This window comes from Nostoc sp. DedVER02 (assembly GCF_034530675.2).
Classification (GTDB): Bacteria; Cyanobacteriota; Cyanobacteriia; order Cyanobacteriales; family Nostocaceae; genus Nostoc.
In genome coordinates, this window is sequence record NZ_JAVRCP020000013.1 from 1 (window position 1) to 20,694 (window position 20,694).

The following is a 20,694-nucleotide window of genomic DNA, read 5'->3' on the forward strand; positions in this document are numbered from 1 at the left end:
ATTGTCAGCGATCGCACAGGGTTCTTTCCCTTTACATTTTCCCATAAATGGTAAATCTTCCAAAACTGGATGCTCCCGAATAAGAGGTTGGTTATTCACCCAACTCAAACCTAGTATTAAGATTAAAAAATCATCGTATACTATCTTTCTGAGAAAATATTGCTCACCTGGTCGCTTCGCTCGCTCTAGATACAAGAACGGAATATAAGTATTAGCCATAGCCGAAACATACTTTGCTTCCGGCCAAATAACTAAGCATGGAATTGCCACAGACGCAAGTAACAGATTATCGTCGGTTGAATCCGTGATTGCGATCGCACGGTTAACTTCATCTTTAGTCAATAATGCTGACACTAACGAGTATTTTCCTTTTTCTCTATCTATAGCTCCTTGCCAAAATCGACAAGCTATTACGCTATCAAGTTCTATGGGGAAGTGTTTACACAGGGAACGAACAATAAAATTAAACCCTTGAGTAGCAACTATTACACGCAAATTTGCATTTTTAGTGAATGCATCGATCAGAATAGCGTTTCCATAAACTTGAGCTAACTCTTTAGCTCGCCATCGCCACAAAATGACAGTCCAGGGAAAAAGCAAGGTTGCCACAAAAACCTTCACCCAATCTCGTGAAACTTCTCCTTTGATTTTTCCTGGTAAAAAACTCCACGGTTTAAGAAAATTCAGCAATGTGAGCAATAAGTATCCAAGTATGCGCGGTCTTAATGTATCGAGATACTCTTGTGTTGAATTGCGAAGAAAGAGAGTCTCATCTAAATCTACTATAATCGGTGTGCTATCATCTGGAGTTCTGTCAATGATGCTTATTACTTCGCGCACAGAGGTATCATAGCTTAATGTATTCATTAATATAAGCCTAATAGTCTGATTACAGAATTATCATTTTATACGTGGGGACAGTTCTAAACCTGAACGCTAAATCAGATAGCCATTTTCTTGAAAGTTGAGTCCTCGACAACTTTCAAGTGGTATATTCTGAATTCTCTCTCCAGCTGTAATTATTTCCTTCAACGTGTGTTTTTCTTAGTGCAGCACGGCGTAAATAAACTACCTTCTGAAATATCTAAAACCCTTACACAATGCTAATTAATGCGGTGTGCAACTTTTCCTCAAACTTAACCCCCGACTCCTTTCCTGGTAGGGAAAAAGAGTAAGATTCAAAGCTCTCTCTCTGCTTGCCTAACGATAGACTAATGCCAACGAGGAGAGGTATGGAATCAGGGTTTTAAGAAGAAGTTGCACATCGCGTTAATTAGGAATTAAAATTGCGAATTAAGCAAAGCCGTACTAGTAGCTCTTACAGTAGATTAACACTGTTTAGCTGTCGATGGACTTACAAAATCATGCAAATTTTCATCCCAAATGCTAATGTAAATAAAATTACATTCTTGGCGGATAATCTGACCCTTCACTGAGCCATTCTTAAAACTAAAATTATCAGACTGACCTTGCTGTACTTGTTTCAGTCCCTGCTTAATTTTTTCAGTGGCTTGCCCATCTAACATTCCATTCAAAGTAGCTTCCATCAGCTGCGGGTCTACCGATTGGGCAAAAGATACCTCAGTTTGACGCAGGACTTTAGAATTACGATCGAATAAGTAACCAAGATCAATTTTGTTTGGCACTAGTTTGTAAACAACAGCACGGGTATTGCCCCACGCGCCTCTTAAATCTTGATTTGGTTTGCCGAGGGTAGCTTCTACGGCACTTCTTGACGTACCTGTAGGAAAGGCGGGAATGCTTTGGCTGCTGGTAGTTACAGCTACTTTACTAGGCGGCTGCTCCTTCTTTTGTGGTGTAGAAGGTGCTTCTAGTGTGGGAACTGCAACACTCTCTGGTTCTGGCTGTGGTGTAAAACGCACTTCTGGCGCTGGAGTATCTGAAGTGACAGGTTCTTTTTCTGGCTGTGGCGTGGATATAACTGGGGGATTAAAGGTTGGTAAAGAATCGGGAATAATTCGCCGTCGTGGTCGTGAGGTTGGTACAACTGGGATTGGAGAAGTTTGGGAAGAAACGGGCGATTCTGGAGATTCTGGAGTGGGCAAAGATTCTAGCGATGGGGTGCGACTTGTGACAATGGTTGTTTCTGGTTGTTGCTGACGAATGATGTTAGGAATTACTACTGCACCAATTAAGCCACCTATCAGCAAACTACCAATAATCACAGTTGGTTTTTGCCAGTTTCCAGGAGTTGAAGACCCTGGTGAAATTACAGAATTTTTTTGCGGGGAATATAATGGCTGCGTTTGCCGAGTTGATGCAACAGTGGGAGAAAAATTGACTGTGGAAGTCTTTGCACCTAACTCAGGAAGAATATTGCTAGGAGACTGCAAGGCGTATAACATTTTACTAGCGGTGCTGTAGCGATCGCCAGCATGAGGTTTGATTGCCTGATTAAGTACCGTCGCTAATTGAGAAGAGACATTAGGGGCGTGCTGCTGCCAAAGTATTTCCCCTGTTTTGAGATCGGTTAGTAATTCTTGCGGGTGTTTGCCAGTCAGCAGATAAATCGCCGTCAAGCCTAAGCTGTAGATATCAGTGCTGTAGACTGGGCGGCCTACGGCTTGTTCGCTAGGCATATATCCCGGCGTACCAATAACGAGCGATCGCGTGGGGTATGCTGAAGAGTTAACCACGGAACGGATTGTTTCTTTGACTGCGCCAAAATCAATCAAAACTGGCTTGTTATCAACAGCACGGAGAATAATGTTATCTGGCTTGATATCTCGGTGAATAATCCCTTTACTGTGGATATAATCTAACACTGGAAGCAGACTCAAGAGAATTTGCCGAACAGCAGTTTCACTCTCAAATCCTTTGGCTTCGACAATTTTCGTCAGAGTCTGGCCGTGAATCCATTCTTGGACAAGGTAAAATTGCCCGTTCTCAGAAAAGTAGGCATAGAGTTTAGGAATTTGGTTACTACTTTCACCCAAATATTCTAATGTTGAGGCTTCCCGTTCAAACCGTTGTTGGATCAGTTGGTAATTTTGCGGATCGTTATTAGTGATCGGTTTGAGTTGCTTGATTACACAACGACGGCGAGAAGGTAAATGGACATCTTCTGCCAGAAAGGTTTCGCCAAAACCACCAGCGCCGATTACTTGGATAACTTGATAGCGATTGTTTAGCAGGGTTATTGTCATGAAAAATCACAAGCGTAGACATCGGAGACACTCCGCCTCTGGGCTTGTCGTCAGACATCGCCCTTTCCAAATGTACATCACATAGGCAAAGCTAGGGCGAAGGGAATTAGCGTCTACACAGGCAAAGGCAACCTCCTCGAATCAAAAATTTAAACTACGAAGGTGGATTTCGGTAGTGTAGACGCGGTTTCTGACCGCCAATTTCGTTTGAAACTCACGGAAATGTCTTAAGTAAACTCTATAGTCTCCACAAACTCTAAAATACTCTCCTTAATGTCTTCAGCTTCTTCTTCAAGGGAGTCGGGAGTTTCGCCGTCCAAAAAGCTGTGCTGACTACTAACTATGTACAAAAATTCACCACTAATAAAAGTGAGCAGCCCTCGGTATGCATCTAATCTGATTGCAGTTCCATTATTTTCTTGCTTAGAAATCGTTGAACCTTTGGGCATATCAATTAACACATAGTAAGCGCCTCGCAAGGTATTTTCTAGATATTCGGTATACTCCACAGAAGCCTCTGGTACATTGGCAAAAATCGCCTGTGGTACATACTTGTCTACTAAAATTGTTTGTAAATATTCTTCTTGTCCAACAGCTTCCAGTTCTTCTAACTGTTCTAAAGGGAAAGGATAATAATCGATCCTCAACAAAGTCCCAATGTCATCAGAAAAGCCAACTACTCCTTCCTGGCTTTGAATTCTCCCGCCCTGTTGGGGATCGACCGGAATTGGTACAGTAAAATTACCTAAAGGGGATTGATATGTCTGTTCGCTAAAATCTTCTATGACTACTGTCTCATCTTCGTCGTCTGCATATTCTTCCTCTTCTGCTTCTTTAAAAGCTGCAATTACCTCCTTAATGATTTCCTCTGCTTCTTCATCTTCCAGTTCTAAGGCTGCTTGTAGCTTTTTGAGGTAGGCTTGTTTTGGTTTGGCGATCGCAAGTTCATCGTCTAAAAGCACTATCACCCCAGCTGCAAAACCATCCAAAACTAATTCATCTGAGAGAGATACTTTGGCGGTATTAAACAAAGGCCCAATTCCCTCTGCTTCTGCAATGGCTAGGAGTCTGTCAACTATCTCGGCAATTTCATCTTCTGAGTATTCCTCGAAAACCTCGAATTCCCAGAGGATACCCGCTAAACTTTCTGCATCTACATCTTCAATTATTGAATCAGCGATCGCAGTGACAGTTGCGATCGCTGCCACCGCCTCCTCTGGACTTAGTGATTCCTCCGATCTCTTTGATGAGTTAAAAACCTTGTCATATTTAGTCATAATTGCTACCTAAATTAATCCTTGATAGTAAAAACAGATTGAAAGTGACAATGGTCAGTTTAGCAATGGAGCGAATCTTCTAGAGAAAAAGTTAACGAATAGGTAGTTAATTCATCCCACAGCCACGAAAACAAGGCTTGGCTTCTGAGGCGCTCCCGCCTTCGCTACGCTCGTAGACTCGGTTCTAGCTCCGCCATCCTTTTCTGGAATTGCCATAAAAAAATCGAAGTCATTAGTCATTGGGACTAATGACCAATGACTAATGACTATTAATAACTGCTATATTCCTTTATTTTTATCCTCTAGCAGATGAATTATATCTATCGATAGAATTATAAACTAGCTAGCGATAGATACCTATACCGTCGGCAGGATGTCACAATAGCGATGTTTGCAGTAGCACACAATACTCGAAACTTTGGTACTGTTAGTTCTACAAACGTGAATTATATAAAATTTTGAGTTTTTTTATGGTAGAAACCCCTCCATCTCAGTTTTCCCCAGATCAATACAAAGTTGATTCTCCACAAGAAAAAGTAAACGCTATTGTAGAAACGCCACCATCAGAAACTGAGATTGACTTAGAGTTTCTTTACACCAGAGATATTGAATTTCGACAAGAAACCATTTACTTTCTAGTGGTTGATCGCTTTTATGATGGCGATCCAGATAATAGCGAAGGTGCAAACTCAGAACTGTACGATCCGAATAGACAAGATTGGGGTAAGTACTGGGGTGGTGACTTGCAAGGTGTCATCGATAAATTAGATTATCTGAAAAATATGGGAGTTACAGCCCTTTGGCTAACTCCACTATTCGAGCAGGTTGAAGAGTTATTTGTTGGCAATGCGGCGTTACATGGCTATTGGACAAAAGACTTTAAGCGGATTAATCCTCGCTATATTGCTGATGGAGAGAATCCTTCTTTAAATGCTACCCAAGAAGAAAAAAATACAACCTTCGATCGGTTAATTACGGAACTGCATAAGCGCAATATGAAGCTGGTGCTTGATATTGTCTGCAACCACAGCAGCCCTGATACTAGCGGTAGTAAAGGTGAATTATATGATGATGGGGTAAAAATTGCTGACTTCAATGATGATGTGAATCATTGGTATCACCACTATGGTGAAGTGCAAGACTGGGAGGACGATTGGCAAGTACAGAATTGTGAACTAGCGGGTCTTGCAACCTTCAATGAAAATAATACAGAATATCGGCAGTATATTAAGTCAGCAATTAAACAATGGCTAGACCGGGGTGTGGATGCACTGCGGGTTGATACTGTTAAGCACATGCCGATCTGGTTTTGGCAAGAATTTACTGGCGAGATGAGCAATCACAAACCAGATGTATTTATTTTTGGTGAATGGATTTACAGTAATCCTAATGACGATCGCTCGGTAGAATTTGCCAATCACTCAGGCATGACACTTCTCGACTTTGGGCTATGTGTAGCAATTCGAGCCGCACTAGGGCAAGGTTCAGAAATGGGATTCCAAACAATTCAATACATTTTTGATCAAGATTATCGTTATAGTGGGGCAACAGAGTTAGTTACCTTCATCGATAACCATGATATGTCCCGCTTCCAATCGCTGAATCCCGATCCAGCGATGCTAAAGGTTGCGATCGCTTTAATTATGACCTGTCGCGGTATTCCCTGCATCTATTACGGTACAGAACAATATCTGCATAACGACACCGATGGCGGTAATGATCCCTATAACCGCCCGATGATGGAAAATTGGGATACTGATAGTGAAATTTATCGTTGCATCAGGCTACTATCTGGCTTACGGCGACTGAATCCAGCCGTGTCAATGGGTAGCCACTGGCAAAAATACTTAACAGCAGATATTTACTGTTATGTACGCCGCTATCGTGACTCCCTGTGTTTTGTAGCTTTAAACCGGGGAGGAGAAGTCACCTTACCAGAAGTAGAAACAGAATTGCCAGATGGAGAACATACTTGCGTGGTGACTCGCAACAAGTATGAAGTCAAAGACGGCAAGATTTTTAATCTAGTATTAGAAGAACGGGGAGTACTTGTTTTCAGCCACGTTGGGGAACGGATTAAAGCACAAACAATTGTGCGCGTACAACTTAATGGCGTGCAGACCCAACCTGGTGAAATCATCGTGGTGACAGGAGATTGCCCAGAGTTGGGTAATTGGGATATCAGTAAAGCATATCCGCTAGAGTACATCAACACCAATACTTGGTCTGCTGAGATTCCCTTTAATGAGAGTGCTGGTAAGCTGATTGCTTATAAATATGCCATGTGGCGGGAAGGGCGATCGCCTCTGCGCGAAAATCTCGTTAACCGCCGTTGGGTGATTGCCAAAGAAGGTACTGTGAAATGGCGTGATACCTGGGCTTCTGGAAGAGAATCGTAGAAATTTATAGCAAGGAACTGGGGACTGGGTGAAAAGTCTTTTTGTGTCTAAGTTTCATCATCTATTGATGTCCTAACCACCAAGGCTTGTGTTATAAATTTCATTCAGATAAACAATGAAGTGTGAAGGAGCAAAATTTTTTCCTTCGCACTTTATTTTTTGTGAATTAATAGTGTTTCTTCTACTCTATAGACACTCCGTTGGAGAATTCGAAGAGTAGCTGCTACATATCTATATATTTAATACCTGATTTTTAAATGCTTCTTCGATAAATATATATTTTAGCTTAAAGTGATCTGGATCACACCATCTTGTCAGTAAAAATAGATAGTATCAAGCACATAAATATCTAACAACTGTCAAGATGATGAGCTATAAAGCTCTACCTTGTACAGGATAAAAGAATAGGTGATACCTTTGTGAGTACTATACTCGCCAGTTTTTAATTCTTATCAAATCATTTTAAAAAATGGGAAAAAGGTAAATGGTCATGTTTGAACTATTGCTGAAAAATCAATTAAGCGCTCCCAAAAAACTAAAGTTTAAAAAAGAAATTTTGGCACGAGTTCAAGGTCGAAATTCAGAAGATTTAAATGCCGAGATAAATTTTTACAAAACTGAATTACTTCCCTATTTTATAAAGTTGAGTCAACACAATCCTGTTTTCAGTGTTACAGAGCAACTACGGCTTTTAGTGGGTGTTTGGACACCAATTTGGTCTACTATATCGTTTCATGAAAGTTTACCAAAAAGAATACAAGATCAGTCTTTCCAAATTTTTCAGCATGATGGTTACTGTGGTAGCGTAGCTCGTTACGTAATGGGAAAAGAACCGTCTTTATCCCAGAATTATCAATCAAATTTACCAGCTTATGATTTCATGTTAATCCAAAAATATGGAGTCCAAAATGGCAAATGGTATCTTCAAAACATCGATAGATTTCAGGCTTTCCAAAATAGAGAAATTCCTCTAAATTTAGAATCAGTATACAACTGGTTTACTAATGTAGTTAATACTAAAGTCAAGCTTAACTCACCAAAATTTGATTTACCTAAAGCCCTCGAATTAAAAAATATAGATACAAATGATGCTCAGGAATTACAAAAAACATCCTTAGCAAGTTCTCAAATTTTTGAGCATTTATATATAGATAATGATTGGCGACTTGTGAAAACTCAAACAGATGCCTCACATCTACCTAGCTACACAATTGCTGTGAAGAGACAATAATAAGGAATTTAGCACAGAGACGGTAGAACGCCTGGGACCGATCAATCAAGGTAAAGGATTGGGGTTTACGCTCAATGAGATTAAATACTTACTCGACGAATGGGGTAGTAACACAATGCCTAAAACTGAACAAATACGCATTGTTGAGCGTAAACTTCAAGAAATTTCAGAAAAGATGCAACAATTAATAAAGATTAAAACTTACCTAACTAATAAACTCAGTGGGCTGAAGTACGAAGTTAATGCTGATTCTAGCAGCGATTTCCAACCACTTTCTCATACACAATCTTAAAGAATCTTAATAAGCAATATGAATAAGTGGTACAAAGAAGACCTCGCATTTATTCATGATGACGGTTTCCGTGATTTCGCTCTTAAATCTGCTCCTGGCATCTTAGAAATCCTCGCTCAAAACAAAATAGATAATGGACTAGTGGTTGATTTGGGTTGCGGTAGCGGATTATGGGCACAAGAACTCACCAAGGCTCATTATCATGTTCTCGGAGTTGATATCTCTGAGTCGATGATTAATATTGCCCGCACAAGAGTGCCGGATGCTGAATTTCGGATCGATTCATTATTTAAAACAGATATTCCACCATGCAATGCTGTCACGTCTATAAGTGAATGCATCAGCTACCTGTTTGAGCCAGATAGCGATCGCCATCTTGTTCAGCTTTTCCAGCGCATATATAATGCTTTAACTCCTGGGGGTCTATTCATTTTCGACATTGCTGAGAAAGGACAAATTGCACCAGGTACTACAACTAAGAGTTTCACTGAAGGAGACGGCTGGGTAGTACTAGTTGAAAAGTCAGAAGATCAAGAACAAAAAACTTTGACTCGCCGAATTATCAGCTTCCGTAAGATAGGAGAACACTACAGACGATCTGACGAAGTACACCAGGTGCGGTTATACGAAGCAACAGCTATTGCAAGTGAACTCTGTAGCATTGGTTTCCAAGTTGAGACAACTCGCAGTTATGGTCAATATGCTCTGCCGAATAGTAATGTAGCATTTATTGCACGCAAACCAGGATCGTAAACATTTGAATCCAATACGCTTGGGTTAAGGCTAAAACTCTGTTATCAAGTCAATTTTTTAACGAACCGCCTTCGCGCAGCGTCTCGCAGAGAAGGCGCAGAGGACGCAGAGAGAAGAAAGAGAAGGAAAAAATTGCTTAACTGAACTGTATTGCATTTGAATTAAATCCAATATCTAATTTTTTTTGTTATGGTGATCCCAAAGGAATTATTAAGTACTTAGGAAGCGCCAATGAAGTAGCTAATCGATTTGCATGTATATTAAAATACAATTATGCATAGATAACTTATCTATAAAGTATATCTATTTAGGTTGAGCAATACGCACTTCAATATCTTCTAATGTTTGTAACAATAGACTCCTTGCCTGCAATTGCCAACCCCACTTTTGAATTCTATAAGCTGATACAGTACCAACTATCGCTGCTAATAAAAAGAAGGGTTGATTTAAAGAAATTCCGAATAACAAACCTAATCCAGCAATTCCCCAAAATGGTAAGGCTACGGTTTGTCTTTGTTCTTCCACAATTTGAGTAATTATATTAGATTGTTTATTAGCTAATAATGCTTCTTTTACTTGTCGCTGTTCAGCTGCCGAGACTGATAAACCTATTTTTCGACGTAGTTTTTCCATTTTCCGGGCATCAGTGCTGTACTCAGTTAACTCATCTTCTGCCATTTTTAACAGTCGTTCTAGTTGCGCCATTTTAGATTGCATCCAGTATTTTAATACAACTATTAACTTGAATAATTATTAATTTTTATTGACTATAACCTTGTATTTAATCGCCAAATTTAAAGTTACACGACAGAATGAAAAATCTAAAATTGAATATGGGAAAGATATGCAAACGGTTACGCACTTACAAATTATAAATTTAAAAGGTAATTATGACTACAGTATCTAAAAGTACTTTATCTCCATCTGCCCAAGAGCGATCGCTCATCTTGTGGTTTGATGAAGTTGGCATTGCTGATATCCCCTTAGTTGGTGGTAAAAATGCCTCATTGGGGGAAATGATTCAACAGCTAACGCCCAAAGGAATTAACGTCCCTAACGGATTCGCCACCACTGCTTACGCCTATCGTCATTTCATCAAATCAGCAGGTTTAGAAGTAAAGCTACGCAAACTCTTTGCTGACTTGGATGTTGAGGATGTCAAAAATTTACGCGAACGGGGGAAAAAAGCGCGATCGCTATTAATCCACACTCCATTTCCTGTAGAATTGCGAGAGGCGATCGCCACAGCCTACCATAGCCTTTGCGAACGATACCATGCAGAGACAGATGTAGCAGTCCGTTCTAGCGCCACCGCCGAAGATTTACCTGATGCTAGTTTTGCTGGACAGCAAGAAACTTATCTTAACGTTGTTGGTGTTGAGGGAGTTTTAGCAGCTTGTCACAAATGCTTTGCTTCCATATTTACCGATCGTGCCATTTCTTATCGCCACACCAAGGGATTTGACCACTTTAGCATTGCTCTGGCTGTGGGCGTGCAAAAAATGGTGCGTTCTGACTTAGCAACCTCTGGGGTGATGTTCTCCATTGATACAGAAACCGGATTTAAGGACGCAGCACTAATTACAGCCGCTTATGGTTTAGGTGAAAACGTTGTCCAAGGTTCTGTAAATCCCGATGAATATTATGTTTTTAAGCCAACTTTAAAAGCTGGTTTTCGCCCAATTATCGATAAAAAATTGGGTAGCAAAGAACTGAAAATGATTTATGATGACGGTTCAAAATTTACGAAAAATGTGTCTGTTTCTGCTGGAGAAAGAGGCAAATTCGCCCTAAGTGATGAAGAAATTTTACAATTAGGAACTTGGGCGTGTTTAATTGAAGATCATTATTCTCAAGTCCACGGCATTTTAACTCCAATGGATATCGAGTGGGCAAAAGATGGAATTACTAACCAACTTTTTATTGTGCAAGCGCGTCCCGAAACCGTCCAGTCACAGAAGACAGGAAATGTATTGCGGAGTTATCGGTTGGTATTGGGGAATAGGGAATGGGGAATAGGGAATGGGGAAAAATCTTCCCAATCCCCAATTCCCCTGGTTACAGGAAGTGCAATTGGAGAAGCTATTAGTCAAGGGAAAGCCCGCTTAATTTTAGATGTTCAGAAACTTGAACAGTTTCAAGTCGGGGAAGTTTTAGTGACAGAGAGAACCGATCCCGATTGGGAACCAATTATGAAACGCGCTAGTGCAATTGTCACTAATTCTGGTGGTAGAACGTGTCACGCGGCGATCATTGCGCGAGAATTAGGTGTACCTGCGATCGTGGGATGTGGTAATGCTACAGAAATCTTAAAACCTGGTCAAGAGGTAACAATTTCTTGCGCTGAAGGAGAAGAGGGAAAAGTTTATGCAGGTTTATTACCTTTTGAAGTTGAAGAAGTTCCTTTAGAGAACTTACCGCGTACCCATACTAAAATTTTAATGAATGTGGGTAATCCCCAAGAAGCATTGAGTTTATCGGCAATTCCTAATGATGGGGTAGGTTTAGCACGGACAGAATTTATCATTGCTAATCAAATTCAAATTCATCCAATGGCGTTGATTCATTATGAACTATTAAAAGATGAATTTGCGAAAGCCAAAATTGCTGACATTACCTCACTTTATGATGACAAACCCCAATATTTTGTAGATAAATTAGCTCAAGGCATAGGTCGAATTGCCGCAGCATTTTATCCTAAACCAGTGATTGTGCGAATGTCAGATTTCAAAAGTAATGAATATGCGAATTTATTAGGTGGGCGACAGTTTGAACCCCATGAAGAAAATCCTATGCTGGGTTGGCGAGGAGCAGCACGTTACTATGATGAAGGCTACAGAGAAGCTTTTGCCTTAGAATGTCATGCCCTCAAACGGGTACGGGAAGATATGGGTTTAACGAACGTTATTCCGATGATTCCCTTTTGTCGTACTCCCGATGAAGGGCGGTTGGTTTTGGCAGAGATGGCAAAAAATGGTTTAAAGCAAGGTGTTAACGACTTGCAGGTTTATGTAATGTGTGAGTTGCCCAGTAATGTTATTTTGGCTGAGGAATTTGCTGAGGTATTTGATGGGTTCTCCATTGGTTCTAATGATTTAACTCAATTGACACTAGGAATAGATAGGGATTCGGCATTGGTAGCGCGATTGTTTGATGAACGCAGTCCGGCTGTCAAACGAATGGTGAAAATGGTCATAGAAACAGCGAAAAAATGCGATCGCAAAATCGGCATTTGTGGGCAAGCACCCAGCGATTACCCAGAATTTGCTCAATTTTTGGTTGAACAGGGAATTGACTCGATTAGTCTAAATCCAGATTCGGTTTTAAAGACGATGCTGGAAGTGGCAAAAGTCGAGGGTAGTAATTCATAATTCGAGTAATTTATGCCAGTTAGAGATCGTTACCACGAAAACTTGAAGAATGCCCTAATTAAAGATGGCTGGAATGTTACGACGATCCCTTTCATCTAAAGTGGGGAAAAAAGGATCTTTACGTGGATTTGGCAGCCGAAAAGTTGCTCATAGCAGAAAAAGGAACAGAGAAGATTGCTGTAGAAATCAAAACCTTCAGTGGTGACTCAGAAGTAGCAGACTTAGAACAGGCGATTGGTCAGTACTTTACCTACCTTGCTGTTATGAGCCGTAATTATCAAGATAGGGTTTTGTATATCGCTGTTCATGAGGATGTCTTTACTGATATTTTTGAGGAAGAACCGCTTGGTAAACTTATATTGGAAGACTATAAAATTCCTCTAATCGTTTTTAATCCAAAGCGGGAGGTTATTGTCCGATGGGTAATTTGGAGCAATACAGGCAGCTAATTTGCAGCATTCTTACTGAACACACAAAGATTCCTTACTCTTACGGTAATATTCAGCATGAAACTATCTTTGATCGAGAACAGGATCGATATTTGGTAATGATTCTTGGCCGAGAACCGGTGCCAGAACTTTCTCCTACTGCAACGCGCCGCGTTCACGGCTGTTTGATTCACATTGATATTATTGATGGCAAAATTTGGATTCAACGTGATGGCACTGAAGAGGGGATAGCAACAGAATTAGTAAAGGCAGGGATACCAAAGAATCGGATTGTGTTGGGATTCCGATCTGAAGAACTGCGGCAAAATTCAGAATTTGCGATCGCATAACCCGTCATAGTTGAACTTCTGGATAACTGCCTGTAACATAGCGATCGCTAGATTCTGCTGATTATTATCCCATGTCCAATGCCCCATCCCCCATGCCCAATGCCCAATACCCAATAACCAAAAAATGGTTCCGAATTGGGATGTTGGGTATATTTATCTTCTCACTTGCCTTGAGGTTTTGGGGACTGGAGCGATTCAATACCCTGGTATTTGATGAAGTTTACTTTGCCAAATTTGGTAATAATTATCTTACCCATACGCCATTTTTTAATGCTCATCCGCCGCTAAGTCAATATATGATCGGCATCGGCATTTGGATTGGCAGTCATATTCCTTTTTGGCACGATACGGTAAATGGGTTGACAGGTTCAATGCGATCGCCCTGGACTTATCGCTGGTTCAATGCCCTTACAGGCTCCTTTATCCCTTTAGTTGTAGCTGCGATCGCTTATCAGTTGAGTTATCGCCGTAGCTTTGCTTTGCTTGCTGGTTTATTTACAGCTTGTGATGGCATTTTTCTAGTTGAATCTCGTTATGCTTTAAGTAATATTTATATCGTCATTTTTGGTTTATTAGGGCACTGGTTTTTATTATTGGCATTAGATAACCAAAATCGGCGACGTTCATTTTGGTTAGTTTTTGCTGGCATTGCTTTTGGCGCATCAGTTGGTACTAAATGGAACGGTTTATGGTTTCTATCAGGTGCTTATCTTATTTGGATAGTAGCCTGGGTAATTCAGGGAATGTATTCTTTTGCTAACTCCAAACTCTTTTTTACATCCCCCTCATTGCAGGAAGCAGAATTCAGAAGTCAGAATTCAGGAGTCAGAATTCAGGAGTCAGAATTCAGGAGTCAGAATTCAGGAGTTAGTACTTATTCTCAACCATTTTCACCATCTCCCTTATCTGAGTCACCACTACAAAACCTAACTCAGCTAAATATTTTTCAGATATTATTTTATCTAGGAATTATCCCAGCTTTTATATACAGCATTATCTGGATTCCCCACCTTCAGCTAGATAAAACTTATGGATTTATTGCAGTACATGAGCAAATTTTGAAATTTCATTTACACTTAGGTGGTAATAGCTCGGATGTGCATCCTTATTGTGCTGCCTGGTATAAATGGCCTTTGATGACTCGACCAATGGCATATTATTATCAAACAGCTGAAAGTATCACTGAAGCATTACCTGTAATGGGGCCACCTTTACCTGCTGGTGCTGGAAAAGTTATTTATGATGTCCATGCAATGGGTAATCCATTTTTGTGGTGGTTTGGTGTTGCTGCCATGTTGTTTTTAGCAGGAATGCTGATAGCAAAAATTGCGATTTATTGGGTTAAGGAAAAACGTTTTTTAGTATCTGGAACTCTTAGTGTTGATACTTGGATTGCCTTGTATTTAGTTATAAATTATGCTGCTAACTTAGCACCTTGGGTTGAGGTGACGAGGTGTGTTTTCATATACCATTATATGTGTGCAGTAATATTTGTATTTTTAGCGATCGCTTGGTTTGTCGATCAGTGTCTTCGCAGTTATTATCAACAACTCCGAGCGGTAGGTGTCACCATTACTTTTATCATTATCGCTGCTTTTATTTTCTGGATGCCCATTTATTTGGGTTTACCGCTCTCCCCGAACGATTATAAGCTGCGAATGTGGTTCAACTCTTGGATTTGATTAAGAAGGCATGGGGCATTGGAATAATAAATAACTCCTAACTCTTGTACAGACGCGGTTAATCGCGTCTCCTAACTCTTGTACAGACGTGATTAATCGCGTCTCCTAACTCTTGCACAGACGTGATTAATCACGTCTCCTAACTCTTAACATAGCGACACATATACAGAAATGTTTAATCACATGGGTTTAACATTTCTTATCGCCATGTAACTTTAGCTACTGTTAGACTTTTCAAAGCGCAGGCAGATGAGAATAAGGCTGCAAAACGCAAGATTAGGGCATGGGAAATTAGATACTAAGTAAAAATGCTGGACAAAAAAGTATAAAAACTTTCTATTCATCATTTTCCATTTATAGATACTCTAGTTTTGATGCTCCCGGATAACACAGGAGGATCGTCATGGAAATGAACTTACAATTCCCAGGTATTAATGTAATTAGCTTGAAAGAAGCACCAATTCATATTTCTAGCCAAATTCAGTCTCATGGTGTCCTGTTAGTATTGGAAGAGCCTGAGCTAAAAATATTACAAGTTAGCACTAACACATTAAAGATTTTCGGAATTGCTCCCGAAAATATGTTGCACAAAAAATTAGAAGATTTACTCGATCCCTTTCAAATAGAAAGAATTAAAACAGGGTTATCTGGGGAAAATCTTGATTTTATTAATCCCACTAAAGTTTGGGTGCGAAAAAAAGGTGATGACTACATAGTATTTGACGCAATATTTCACCGGAATACAGAAGGGGTTTTAATTCTGGAATTAGAACCTGCTATTACTCAAGAAAATATTCCATTTTTAAGCTTTTATCATCTAGCTAGAGCTTCTATAAATCAGCTAGAAAAAACAGCAAATCTCCGTGACTTTTGTCAAGTTATCGTTCAAGAAGTTCGGAAGATAACGGAATTTGACAGGGTAATGCTATATAAATTCGATGATGATGGACATGGTTCCGTTGTCGCCGAAGAAAAACTAGAAAGTCTAGAACCATATTTAGGGCTGCACTACCCAGAATCAGATATTCCCAAACCAGCGAGACAATTATTTGCTGCCAATTCCATCAGAATCATACCGGATTCTTATTCTCAGCCAGTAAAACTTTTTCCTGTCAATAATCCAATTAGCGATCGCCCGATTAATTTAACCAACTCTATTCTCAGAAGTGCTGCCTCCTGCCATACAGAGTACTTGCATAATATGGGTGTTGGAGCTTCGCTAACTATTTCTTTAATTAAAGACCAAAAGCTCTGGGGTCTAATTGCTTGTCATCATCAGTCCCCTAAACATGTTTCTTATGAATTGCGTAAAGCTTGCGAATTTTTGGGGCGAGTAATATTTGCAGAAATTTCAGCCAGAGAAGAAACCCAAGACTACTATCACCGAATAAATCTGACACACCTTCAATCAATATTGATTGAACAGATGTCTCAAGAAGAAAACTTCATTGATGGTTTAGTTAAAAACCCACAGCATCTTTTAGATTTGGCTAGCGCTCAAGGTGCCGCTGTATGTTTTGGTGGAAATTGCACGGTAGTTGGTGAAACGCCTAGAGAAGAAGAATTGAGCTTTTTAGTCCAATGGCTTAAGAATAATGTAGAAGAAGAAGTCTTTTACACAGATTCTCTACCACACATTTATCCAGATGCCGAAGGTTTTAAAAATGTCGCTAGTGGTTTGTTAGCAATTCCCATCGCCAAGCGGAATTATGTTTTGTGGTTCCGACCGGAAGTAATTCAAACTGTAAATTGGGGTGGCGATCCGACTAAAGCCTTTGAAGTTAACCAGACAGAAGGAAATGTCCGTCTGTGTCCCCGCAAATCATTTGAACTGTGGAAAGAAACAGTTCGCTTAACATCTTTACCTTGGAAAGAGGTCGAAGTTAAAGCAGCTTTAGAACTGCGGAAAGCAATTGTTAATATTGTGCTGCGTCAAGCCGATGAACTAGCCCAGTTAGCGCAAGATTTAGAACGTTCTAACGCCGACTTGAAAAAGTTTGCCTACGTCGCCTCCCATGACTTGCAAGAACCTCTCAATCAAGTCGTAAATTATGTGCAGTTGTTGGAGATGCGATATAGCAAAGAACTCGACGAAGATGCTCAGGAGTTTATTAGCTACGCTGTTCAGGGAGTTAACCTGATGCAGACGTTGATTGATGACGTACTGGCATACTCAAAAGTGGATATGCAGGCGATCGCATTTCAAATGACCGAGGTCGAGACAGCCTTCAATCGTGGGTTGGGCAATTTGCGTCAACGCATTAATGAAACTGGCGCTACTATCACCCACGATCCCTTACCAATAGTTATGGCTGACAGCACCCAACTGATGCAGCTATTCCAAAACCTCATCGGTAACGCCATTAAATTCCATAGCGATGAGCCGCCACAAATTCATGTGGGAGCAGAAAGGACAGAAGATGCCTGGTTGTTCTCAGTTCGGGATAATGGAATTGGCATTCATCCACAATTTAGCGATCGCATATTCGTAATCTTTCAGCGTTTACATACACGGGATGAATATACTGGTACAGGGATGGGTTTAGCCATCTGTAAGAAGATTGTCGAATGTCACCGGGGGCGAATCTGGGTAGAGTCAGAACTGGGCCAGGGCGCAACCTTCTACTTTACGATTCCAGTTGGAGGACGCGAACTTGAGCGTAGAAACGGAAGAAAAACACAAAACCATCTTTTTGGTAGAGGATAATAAAGCTGACATTCGCTTAATTCAAGAAGCATTAAAAAATAGTTCAGTGCCCTATCAAGTAGTAACAGTCAGGGATGGTATAGATGCTATGGCATATTTACGCCAAGAAGGTGAATATGCCGATGCACCTCGCCCTGACCTGATTCTGCTGGATTTGAACCTGCCAAAAAAAGATGGTCGAGAAGTGCTGGCGGAAATAAAAGCCGATCCAGTACTCAAACGCATTCCAGTTGTTGTACTAACAACCTCGAAAAATGAGGATGACATTTTTCACAGCTATGATTTACATGTGAATTGTTACATCACTAAATCCCGCAACCTCAACCAATTATTTCAAATTGTCAAGAGTATTGAGGATTTTTGGCTTTGTACTGTAACCCTACCATCGGAGTGAGGCAGGGGGGCAGGGGGGCAGGGGGGCAGGGGAAGAATAATAACTTCTAACTCAGCACTCCTAACTCCTAACTCAGCACGGGCTAAACGCCCCGCTAACGCTATCAGTACTCAGCACTCAAAAGATAGAGGAGCAATAGGGGGTGAAACCCGAAGATTATGGTTGTGAGCTACTCTGTAAAAATTTTGTTAATTGAAGACAACCTAGCTTCTGCTAGGTTGTTACAAGAGTTTCTGACGCAAGCCCAATGCCAAGAGTTTACTCTGGTTCATGTGACGCGATTGAGCGAAGCACTCCAGGAACTAAGTCAATGTAATTATGATGTTATTTTATTAGATTTAACTCTACCTGACAGCCAAGGATTGTCATCTCTACCTCCTTTGATTAGCCAAGCGCCAAGCATACCGATTGTTGTCTTAACCAATACAAATGACGAAGAACTGGCAATTGAGGCAGTACGGCAGGGGGCACAAGATTATCTAGTCAAGCGACAGGTAAACGTAGATGTGTTGGTTCGCTCTTTGCGTTATGCGATCGAGCGCAAGCAGGTTTTAGAATCATTACGCACGGTCAATGAAACGCTACAAACCCGGGTTGAAGAACGAACTGCGGAACTGGTGAAAGCTAATGAACTCAACCAGTTCAAATCTGAATTTGTCTCAATGCTTTCTCATGACATCCGCAATCCCCTAAATACTATTCTCTTGGCTGCTGGATTGCTACAAAACCAGGATGAAAGATTGACCAAAGAGAAAAAACAGAATCATTTGCAAATGATTCGCTCGGCGATCAAAAATATGGCAAAGCTATTGGATGAAGTTACATTCATCGGAAAAGCTGATTCTGGCAGAATGGGGTATGAACTAATTTGCATAGATTTAGAAGCTTTTTGCCGTCAAATGGTCGAAGAAGTTAGATTAATAGCAAATGAAAAGCATTTAACTTTGGTGTTCGCCAGTTGTGGGAAATTAGAGGAGGCATTATGGGATGAAAGCTTGCTGCGGCACATTTTGGGCAATTTACTGAGCAATGCAATTAAGTATTCACTACCAGGTGGGATAGTGCGCTTTGAACTAATTGGTCAAGAAAAAGCAGTAATTTTCCGAATTCAAGATTGGGGAATTGGTATTCCTAAAGAAGGTCAAAAGCGACTATTTCAGCCTTTCCGACGCGCGGACAATGTTGGGACGATTCCAGGTACTGGCTTAGGACTAGCGATCGTTAAAAAATGTGTTGATGCACACGAGGGCGAGATTGTAGTCAATAGTCAAGTTGGAGTCGGTACAACCTTTACCGTTACCCTTCCTTTACTAGAAGTTTAACCATCTAGCTAAGTAATCAAGGTTAAATTCTATATATTTAAAAGATACAGCAAAGTTTCCCCAAAGGAATTGCTTGTCAAGTCGCTTCATTCACAACTTCTCGTCTGACAAACAAAGCCCGATAAACAGGTTCACCCTTTTTTTGTGTACCTATTTCCCGTTCTGTGGGGACTGGTAACGGGTTTTCTGCTAACCATTCTTCAGTGCCAACTTTCTGATAGGCTGGATGAGCAGCAAAGCGATCGCGCATTTCTACCGCGATAAATTCCATATCTGATTGCACAAACACAACCCCACCAACCGCCAAATAACTAGCTAACTCCTCCACTAGTTCTGGTTGCACTACACGGCGTTTAGCATGGCGGCTTTTAAACCAAGGATCGGGGAATTGAATTGTAACGCGCTGTAAAGTTCCTGGAGGGAGAGAAGATAACAGCGATCGCAATGAATTATTCACATTGCAAAATAAGTAGTGCAGATTTGTGAAACCTAACTCAGAACGTAACTTATTCGCCTCCACCACTAGAGGTTCTCGAATTTCTAAGCCGAGAAAATTCCAGTTAGGTTCTATTTTGGCCATATTTAACAAAAATTGTCCCTTAGCGCAGCCAATATCTAAATGTAGTGGTTGATTTGGCTTTGCATAAATTTTTCCCAAGTCTTGGGGACTTGCTGGTGTTTGATACTTTTTAGCAAGTGGATTAACATGTTGGCGGACTCGGACTGCTGCCAAAATTTTCTCTCCTTATACATACGTCAAAATATTTTATGGTGTCCTGCGATCGCCCTCAGTTGGCTTTGCTAACAAAATTTACTAACTGTAAAAATTATCGTCTGAGACTTTGAAGGAACTCTTGCTTAAGCACAAAATGGTTAGTAATCTCTGCAAAAGTAAGTGGTGTAACTTTTATTTCTGCCCGGATTGGCTGTAATAAAGCGTTTAGGCTGCAATGTGAACTGTTAGCCTTTCTATATACGCAATTGTAACTCATACCAGTTATCCGAAAGTAGTCACCTATTTCTAATTCTTGGAAAGTCATAATATTCTCAGAATTTTTGGTAAATAACGGTTATAAAAATAAGAGTTTATAAAAGTGATTTTAGATTGTTTTATTAAATTTACTTGTCATATTTAAAGTTAGGCAAATTCGTAATAAGCAATCTTTTAATTCACTGCTCCTGTTCGATAGCTAAGAGCTTTTCAAAGGTTAGTTATTGTATCTTTTTTAACTAAATCTTAGGATTAGCTGCCCAGGCAAAAAAAGGCAGTATATGCTAGAATTGTACCAAAATATAGCAATTATTCAAGAGCAATTTAGAA

15 protein-coding genes and 2 pseudogenes are annotated in these 20,694 nt (G+C 40.3%); 11 read left to right on the forward strand and 6 right to left on the reverse strand.

Translation table 11 applies throughout. The features are described 5' to 3' along the window. The 4 genes and pseudogenes from RMZ41_RS14720 to RMZ41_RS14735 all read right to left on the reverse strand — a co-directional run. A pseudogene (locus RMZ41_RS14720) lies at nt 1-867 on the reverse strand (haloacid dehalogenase-like hydrolase); the annotation flags it as partial. A 461-nt stretch (nt 868-1,328) separates the two neighbouring features. After that, nucleotides 1,329-3,167 (reverse strand): protein kinase domain-containing protein, encoded by a 1,839-nt coding sequence (locus RMZ41_RS14725; protein ID WP_322642258.1) that lies wholly within the window; start codon nt 3,165-3,167, stop codon nt 1,329-1,331. Between the two features lie 227 nt (nt 3,168-3,394). Further along, nucleotides 3,395-4,444 (reverse strand): hypothetical protein, encoded by a 1,050-nt coding sequence (locus tag RMZ41_RS14730; RefSeq protein WP_322642257.1) that lies wholly within the window; start codon nt 4,442-4,444, stop codon nt 3,395-3,397. 111 nt (nt 4,445-4,555) lie between these two features. Beyond that, complete coding sequence (locus RMZ41_RS14735; protein ID WP_322642256.1) at nt 4,556-4,684, reverse strand: hypothetical protein; 129 nt, start codon at nt 4,682-4,684, stop codon at nt 4,556-4,558. 230 nt (nt 4,685-4,914) lie between these two features. Between RMZ41_RS14735 and RMZ41_RS14740 the strand changes: the two genes are divergently transcribed. The 4 genes from RMZ41_RS14740 (at nt 4,915) to RMZ41_RS14755 (ending at nt 9,119) form a co-directional block, all read left to right on the forward strand. Continuing rightward, nucleotides 4,915-6,843 (forward strand): alpha-amylase family glycosyl hydrolase, encoded by a 1,929-nt coding sequence (locus tag RMZ41_RS14740; protein WP_322642255.1) that lies wholly within the window; start codon nt 4,915-4,917, stop codon nt 6,841-6,843. A 484-nt stretch (nt 6,844-7,327) separates the two neighbouring features. After that, a complete protein-coding gene (locus RMZ41_RS14745; RefSeq protein WP_322642254.1) occupies nt 7,328-8,074 on the forward strand; it encodes a hypothetical protein in 747 nt (248 codons plus the stop codon). 31 nt (nt 8,075-8,105) lie between these two features. After that, nucleotides 8,106-8,366, forward strand: coding sequence for a MerR family DNA-binding protein (locus RMZ41_RS14750; RefSeq protein WP_322642270.1), 261 nt, complete (start codon nt 8,106-8,108; stop codon nt 8,364-8,366). An 18-nt stretch (nt 8,367-8,384) separates the two neighbouring features. Beyond that, entirely contained in the window at nt 8,385-9,119 is a 735-nt protein-coding gene (locus tag RMZ41_RS14755) for a class I SAM-dependent methyltransferase (protein WP_322642253.1), read from the forward strand. 303 nt (nt 9,120-9,422) lie between these two features. On the opposite strand, the gene RMZ41_RS14760 is transcribed toward RMZ41_RS14755, so the two are convergent. Further along, nucleotides 9,423-9,824: a hypothetical protein gene (locus RMZ41_RS14760; protein ID WP_322642269.1), complete on the reverse strand. Its 402-nt coding sequence runs from the start codon at nt 9,822-9,824 to the stop codon at nt 9,423-9,425. Between the two features lie 185 nt (nt 9,825-10,009). Here RMZ41_RS14760 and ppsA point away from each other — a divergent pair, with 185 nt between their 5' ends. From ppsA to RMZ41_RS14795, 7 genes and pseudogenes are all read left to right on the forward strand, one after another. Next, nucleotides 10,010-12,490 (forward strand): phosphoenolpyruvate synthase, encoded by a 2,481-nt coding sequence (gene ppsA, locus RMZ41_RS14765; protein WP_322642252.1) that lies wholly within the window; start codon nt 10,010-10,012, stop codon nt 12,488-12,490. A gap of 12 nt (nt 12,491-12,502) precedes the next feature. Then, a pseudogene (locus RMZ41_RS14770) lies at nt 12,503-12,939 on the forward strand (element excision factor XisH family protein). Next, on the forward strand, nt 12,909-13,268 hold the full coding sequence (locus RMZ41_RS14775; protein WP_322642250.1) for a XisI protein: 360 nt from the start codon (nt 12,909-12,911) through the stop codon (nt 13,266-13,268). Before RMZ41_RS14770 ends, RMZ41_RS14775 begins: the two are co-directional and overlap by 31 nt. A gap of 113 nt (nt 13,269-13,381) precedes the next feature. After that, the gene (locus tag RMZ41_RS14780) at nt 13,382-14,950 is read left to right on the forward strand and encodes a dolichyl-phosphate-mannose--protein mannosyltransferase (protein WP_409875392.1); all 1,569 of its coding nucleotides are present in this window, start codon (nt 13,382-13,384) and stop codon (nt 14,948-14,950) included. Between the two features lie 403 nt (nt 14,951-15,353). Then, a complete protein-coding gene (locus RMZ41_RS14785; RefSeq protein ID WP_322642249.1) occupies nt 15,354-17,657 on the forward strand; it encodes an ATP-binding protein in 2,304 nt (767 codons plus the stop codon). Beyond that, nucleotides 17,605-18,051 carry a response regulator gene (locus RMZ41_RS14790; RefSeq protein ID WP_322642248.1) on the forward strand — a complete coding sequence of 149 codons (447 nt, stop codon included), beginning with the start codon at nt 17,605-17,607 and terminating at the stop codon, nt 18,049-18,051. The genes RMZ41_RS14785 and RMZ41_RS14790 overlap by 53 nt, the downstream gene beginning before the upstream one ends. A 158-nt stretch (nt 18,052-18,209) precedes the next feature. Further along, a complete protein-coding gene (locus RMZ41_RS14795; RefSeq protein WP_322642247.1) occupies nt 18,210-19,373 on the forward strand; it encodes a hybrid sensor histidine kinase/response regulator in 1,164 nt (387 codons plus the stop codon). Between the two features lie 76 nt (nt 19,374-19,449). Here the strand turns inward: RMZ41_RS14795 and trmB are convergent, their stop codons facing one another. Beyond that, nucleotides 19,450-20,106, reverse strand: a complete 657-nt coding sequence (gene trmB / locus RMZ41_RS14800; RefSeq protein ID WP_322642246.1) for a tRNA (guanosine(46)-N7)-methyltransferase TrmB — start codon at nt 20,104-20,106, stop codon at nt 19,450-19,452. Nucleotides 20,107-20,694 lie beyond the last annotated feature (588 nt).

What these genes read in the sequence shown, in the direction of transcription:
- RMZ41_RS14725 (WP_322642258.1), bottom strand. Translation starts at nt 3,167, where the DNA reads ATGACAATAACCCTGCTAAACAATCGCTATCAAGTTATCCAAGTAATC.
- RMZ41_RS14730 (WP_322642257.1), bottom strand. Translation starts at nt 4,444, where the DNA reads ATGACTAAATATGACAAGGTTTTTAACTCATCAAAGAGATCGGAGGAA.
- RMZ41_RS14735 (WP_322642256.1), bottom strand. Translation starts at nt 4,684, where the DNA reads ATGACTAATGACTTCGATTTTTTTATGGCAATTCCAGAAAAGGATGGC.
- RMZ41_RS14740 (WP_322642255.1), top strand. Translation starts at nt 4,915, where the DNA reads ATGGTAGAAACCCCTCCATCTCAGTTTTCCCCAGATCAATACAAAGTT.
- RMZ41_RS14745 (WP_322642254.1), top strand. Translation starts at nt 7,328, where the DNA reads ATGGTCATGTTTGAACTATTGCTGAAAAATCAATTAAGCGCTCCCAAA.
- RMZ41_RS14755 (WP_322642253.1), top strand. Translation starts at nt 8,385, where the DNA reads ATGAATAAGTGGTACAAAGAAGACCTCGCATTTATTCATGATGACGGT.
- RMZ41_RS14760 (WP_322642269.1), bottom strand. Translation starts at nt 9,824, where the DNA reads ATGGCGCAACTAGAACGACTGTTAAAAATGGCAGAAGATGAGTTAACT.
- ppsA (WP_322642252.1), top strand. Translation starts at nt 10,010, where the DNA reads ATGACTACAGTATCTAAAAGTACTTTATCTCCATCTGCCCAAGAGCGA.
- RMZ41_RS14775 (WP_322642250.1), top strand. Translation starts at nt 12,909, where the DNA reads ATGGGTAATTTGGAGCAATACAGGCAGCTAATTTGCAGCATTCTTACT.
- RMZ41_RS14785 (WP_322642249.1), top strand. Translation starts at nt 15,354, where the DNA reads ATGGAAATGAACTTACAATTCCCAGGTATTAATGTAATTAGCTTGAAA.
- RMZ41_RS14795 (WP_322642247.1), top strand. Translation starts at nt 18,210, where the DNA reads ATGGTTGTGAGCTACTCTGTAAAAATTTTGTTAATTGAAGACAACCTA.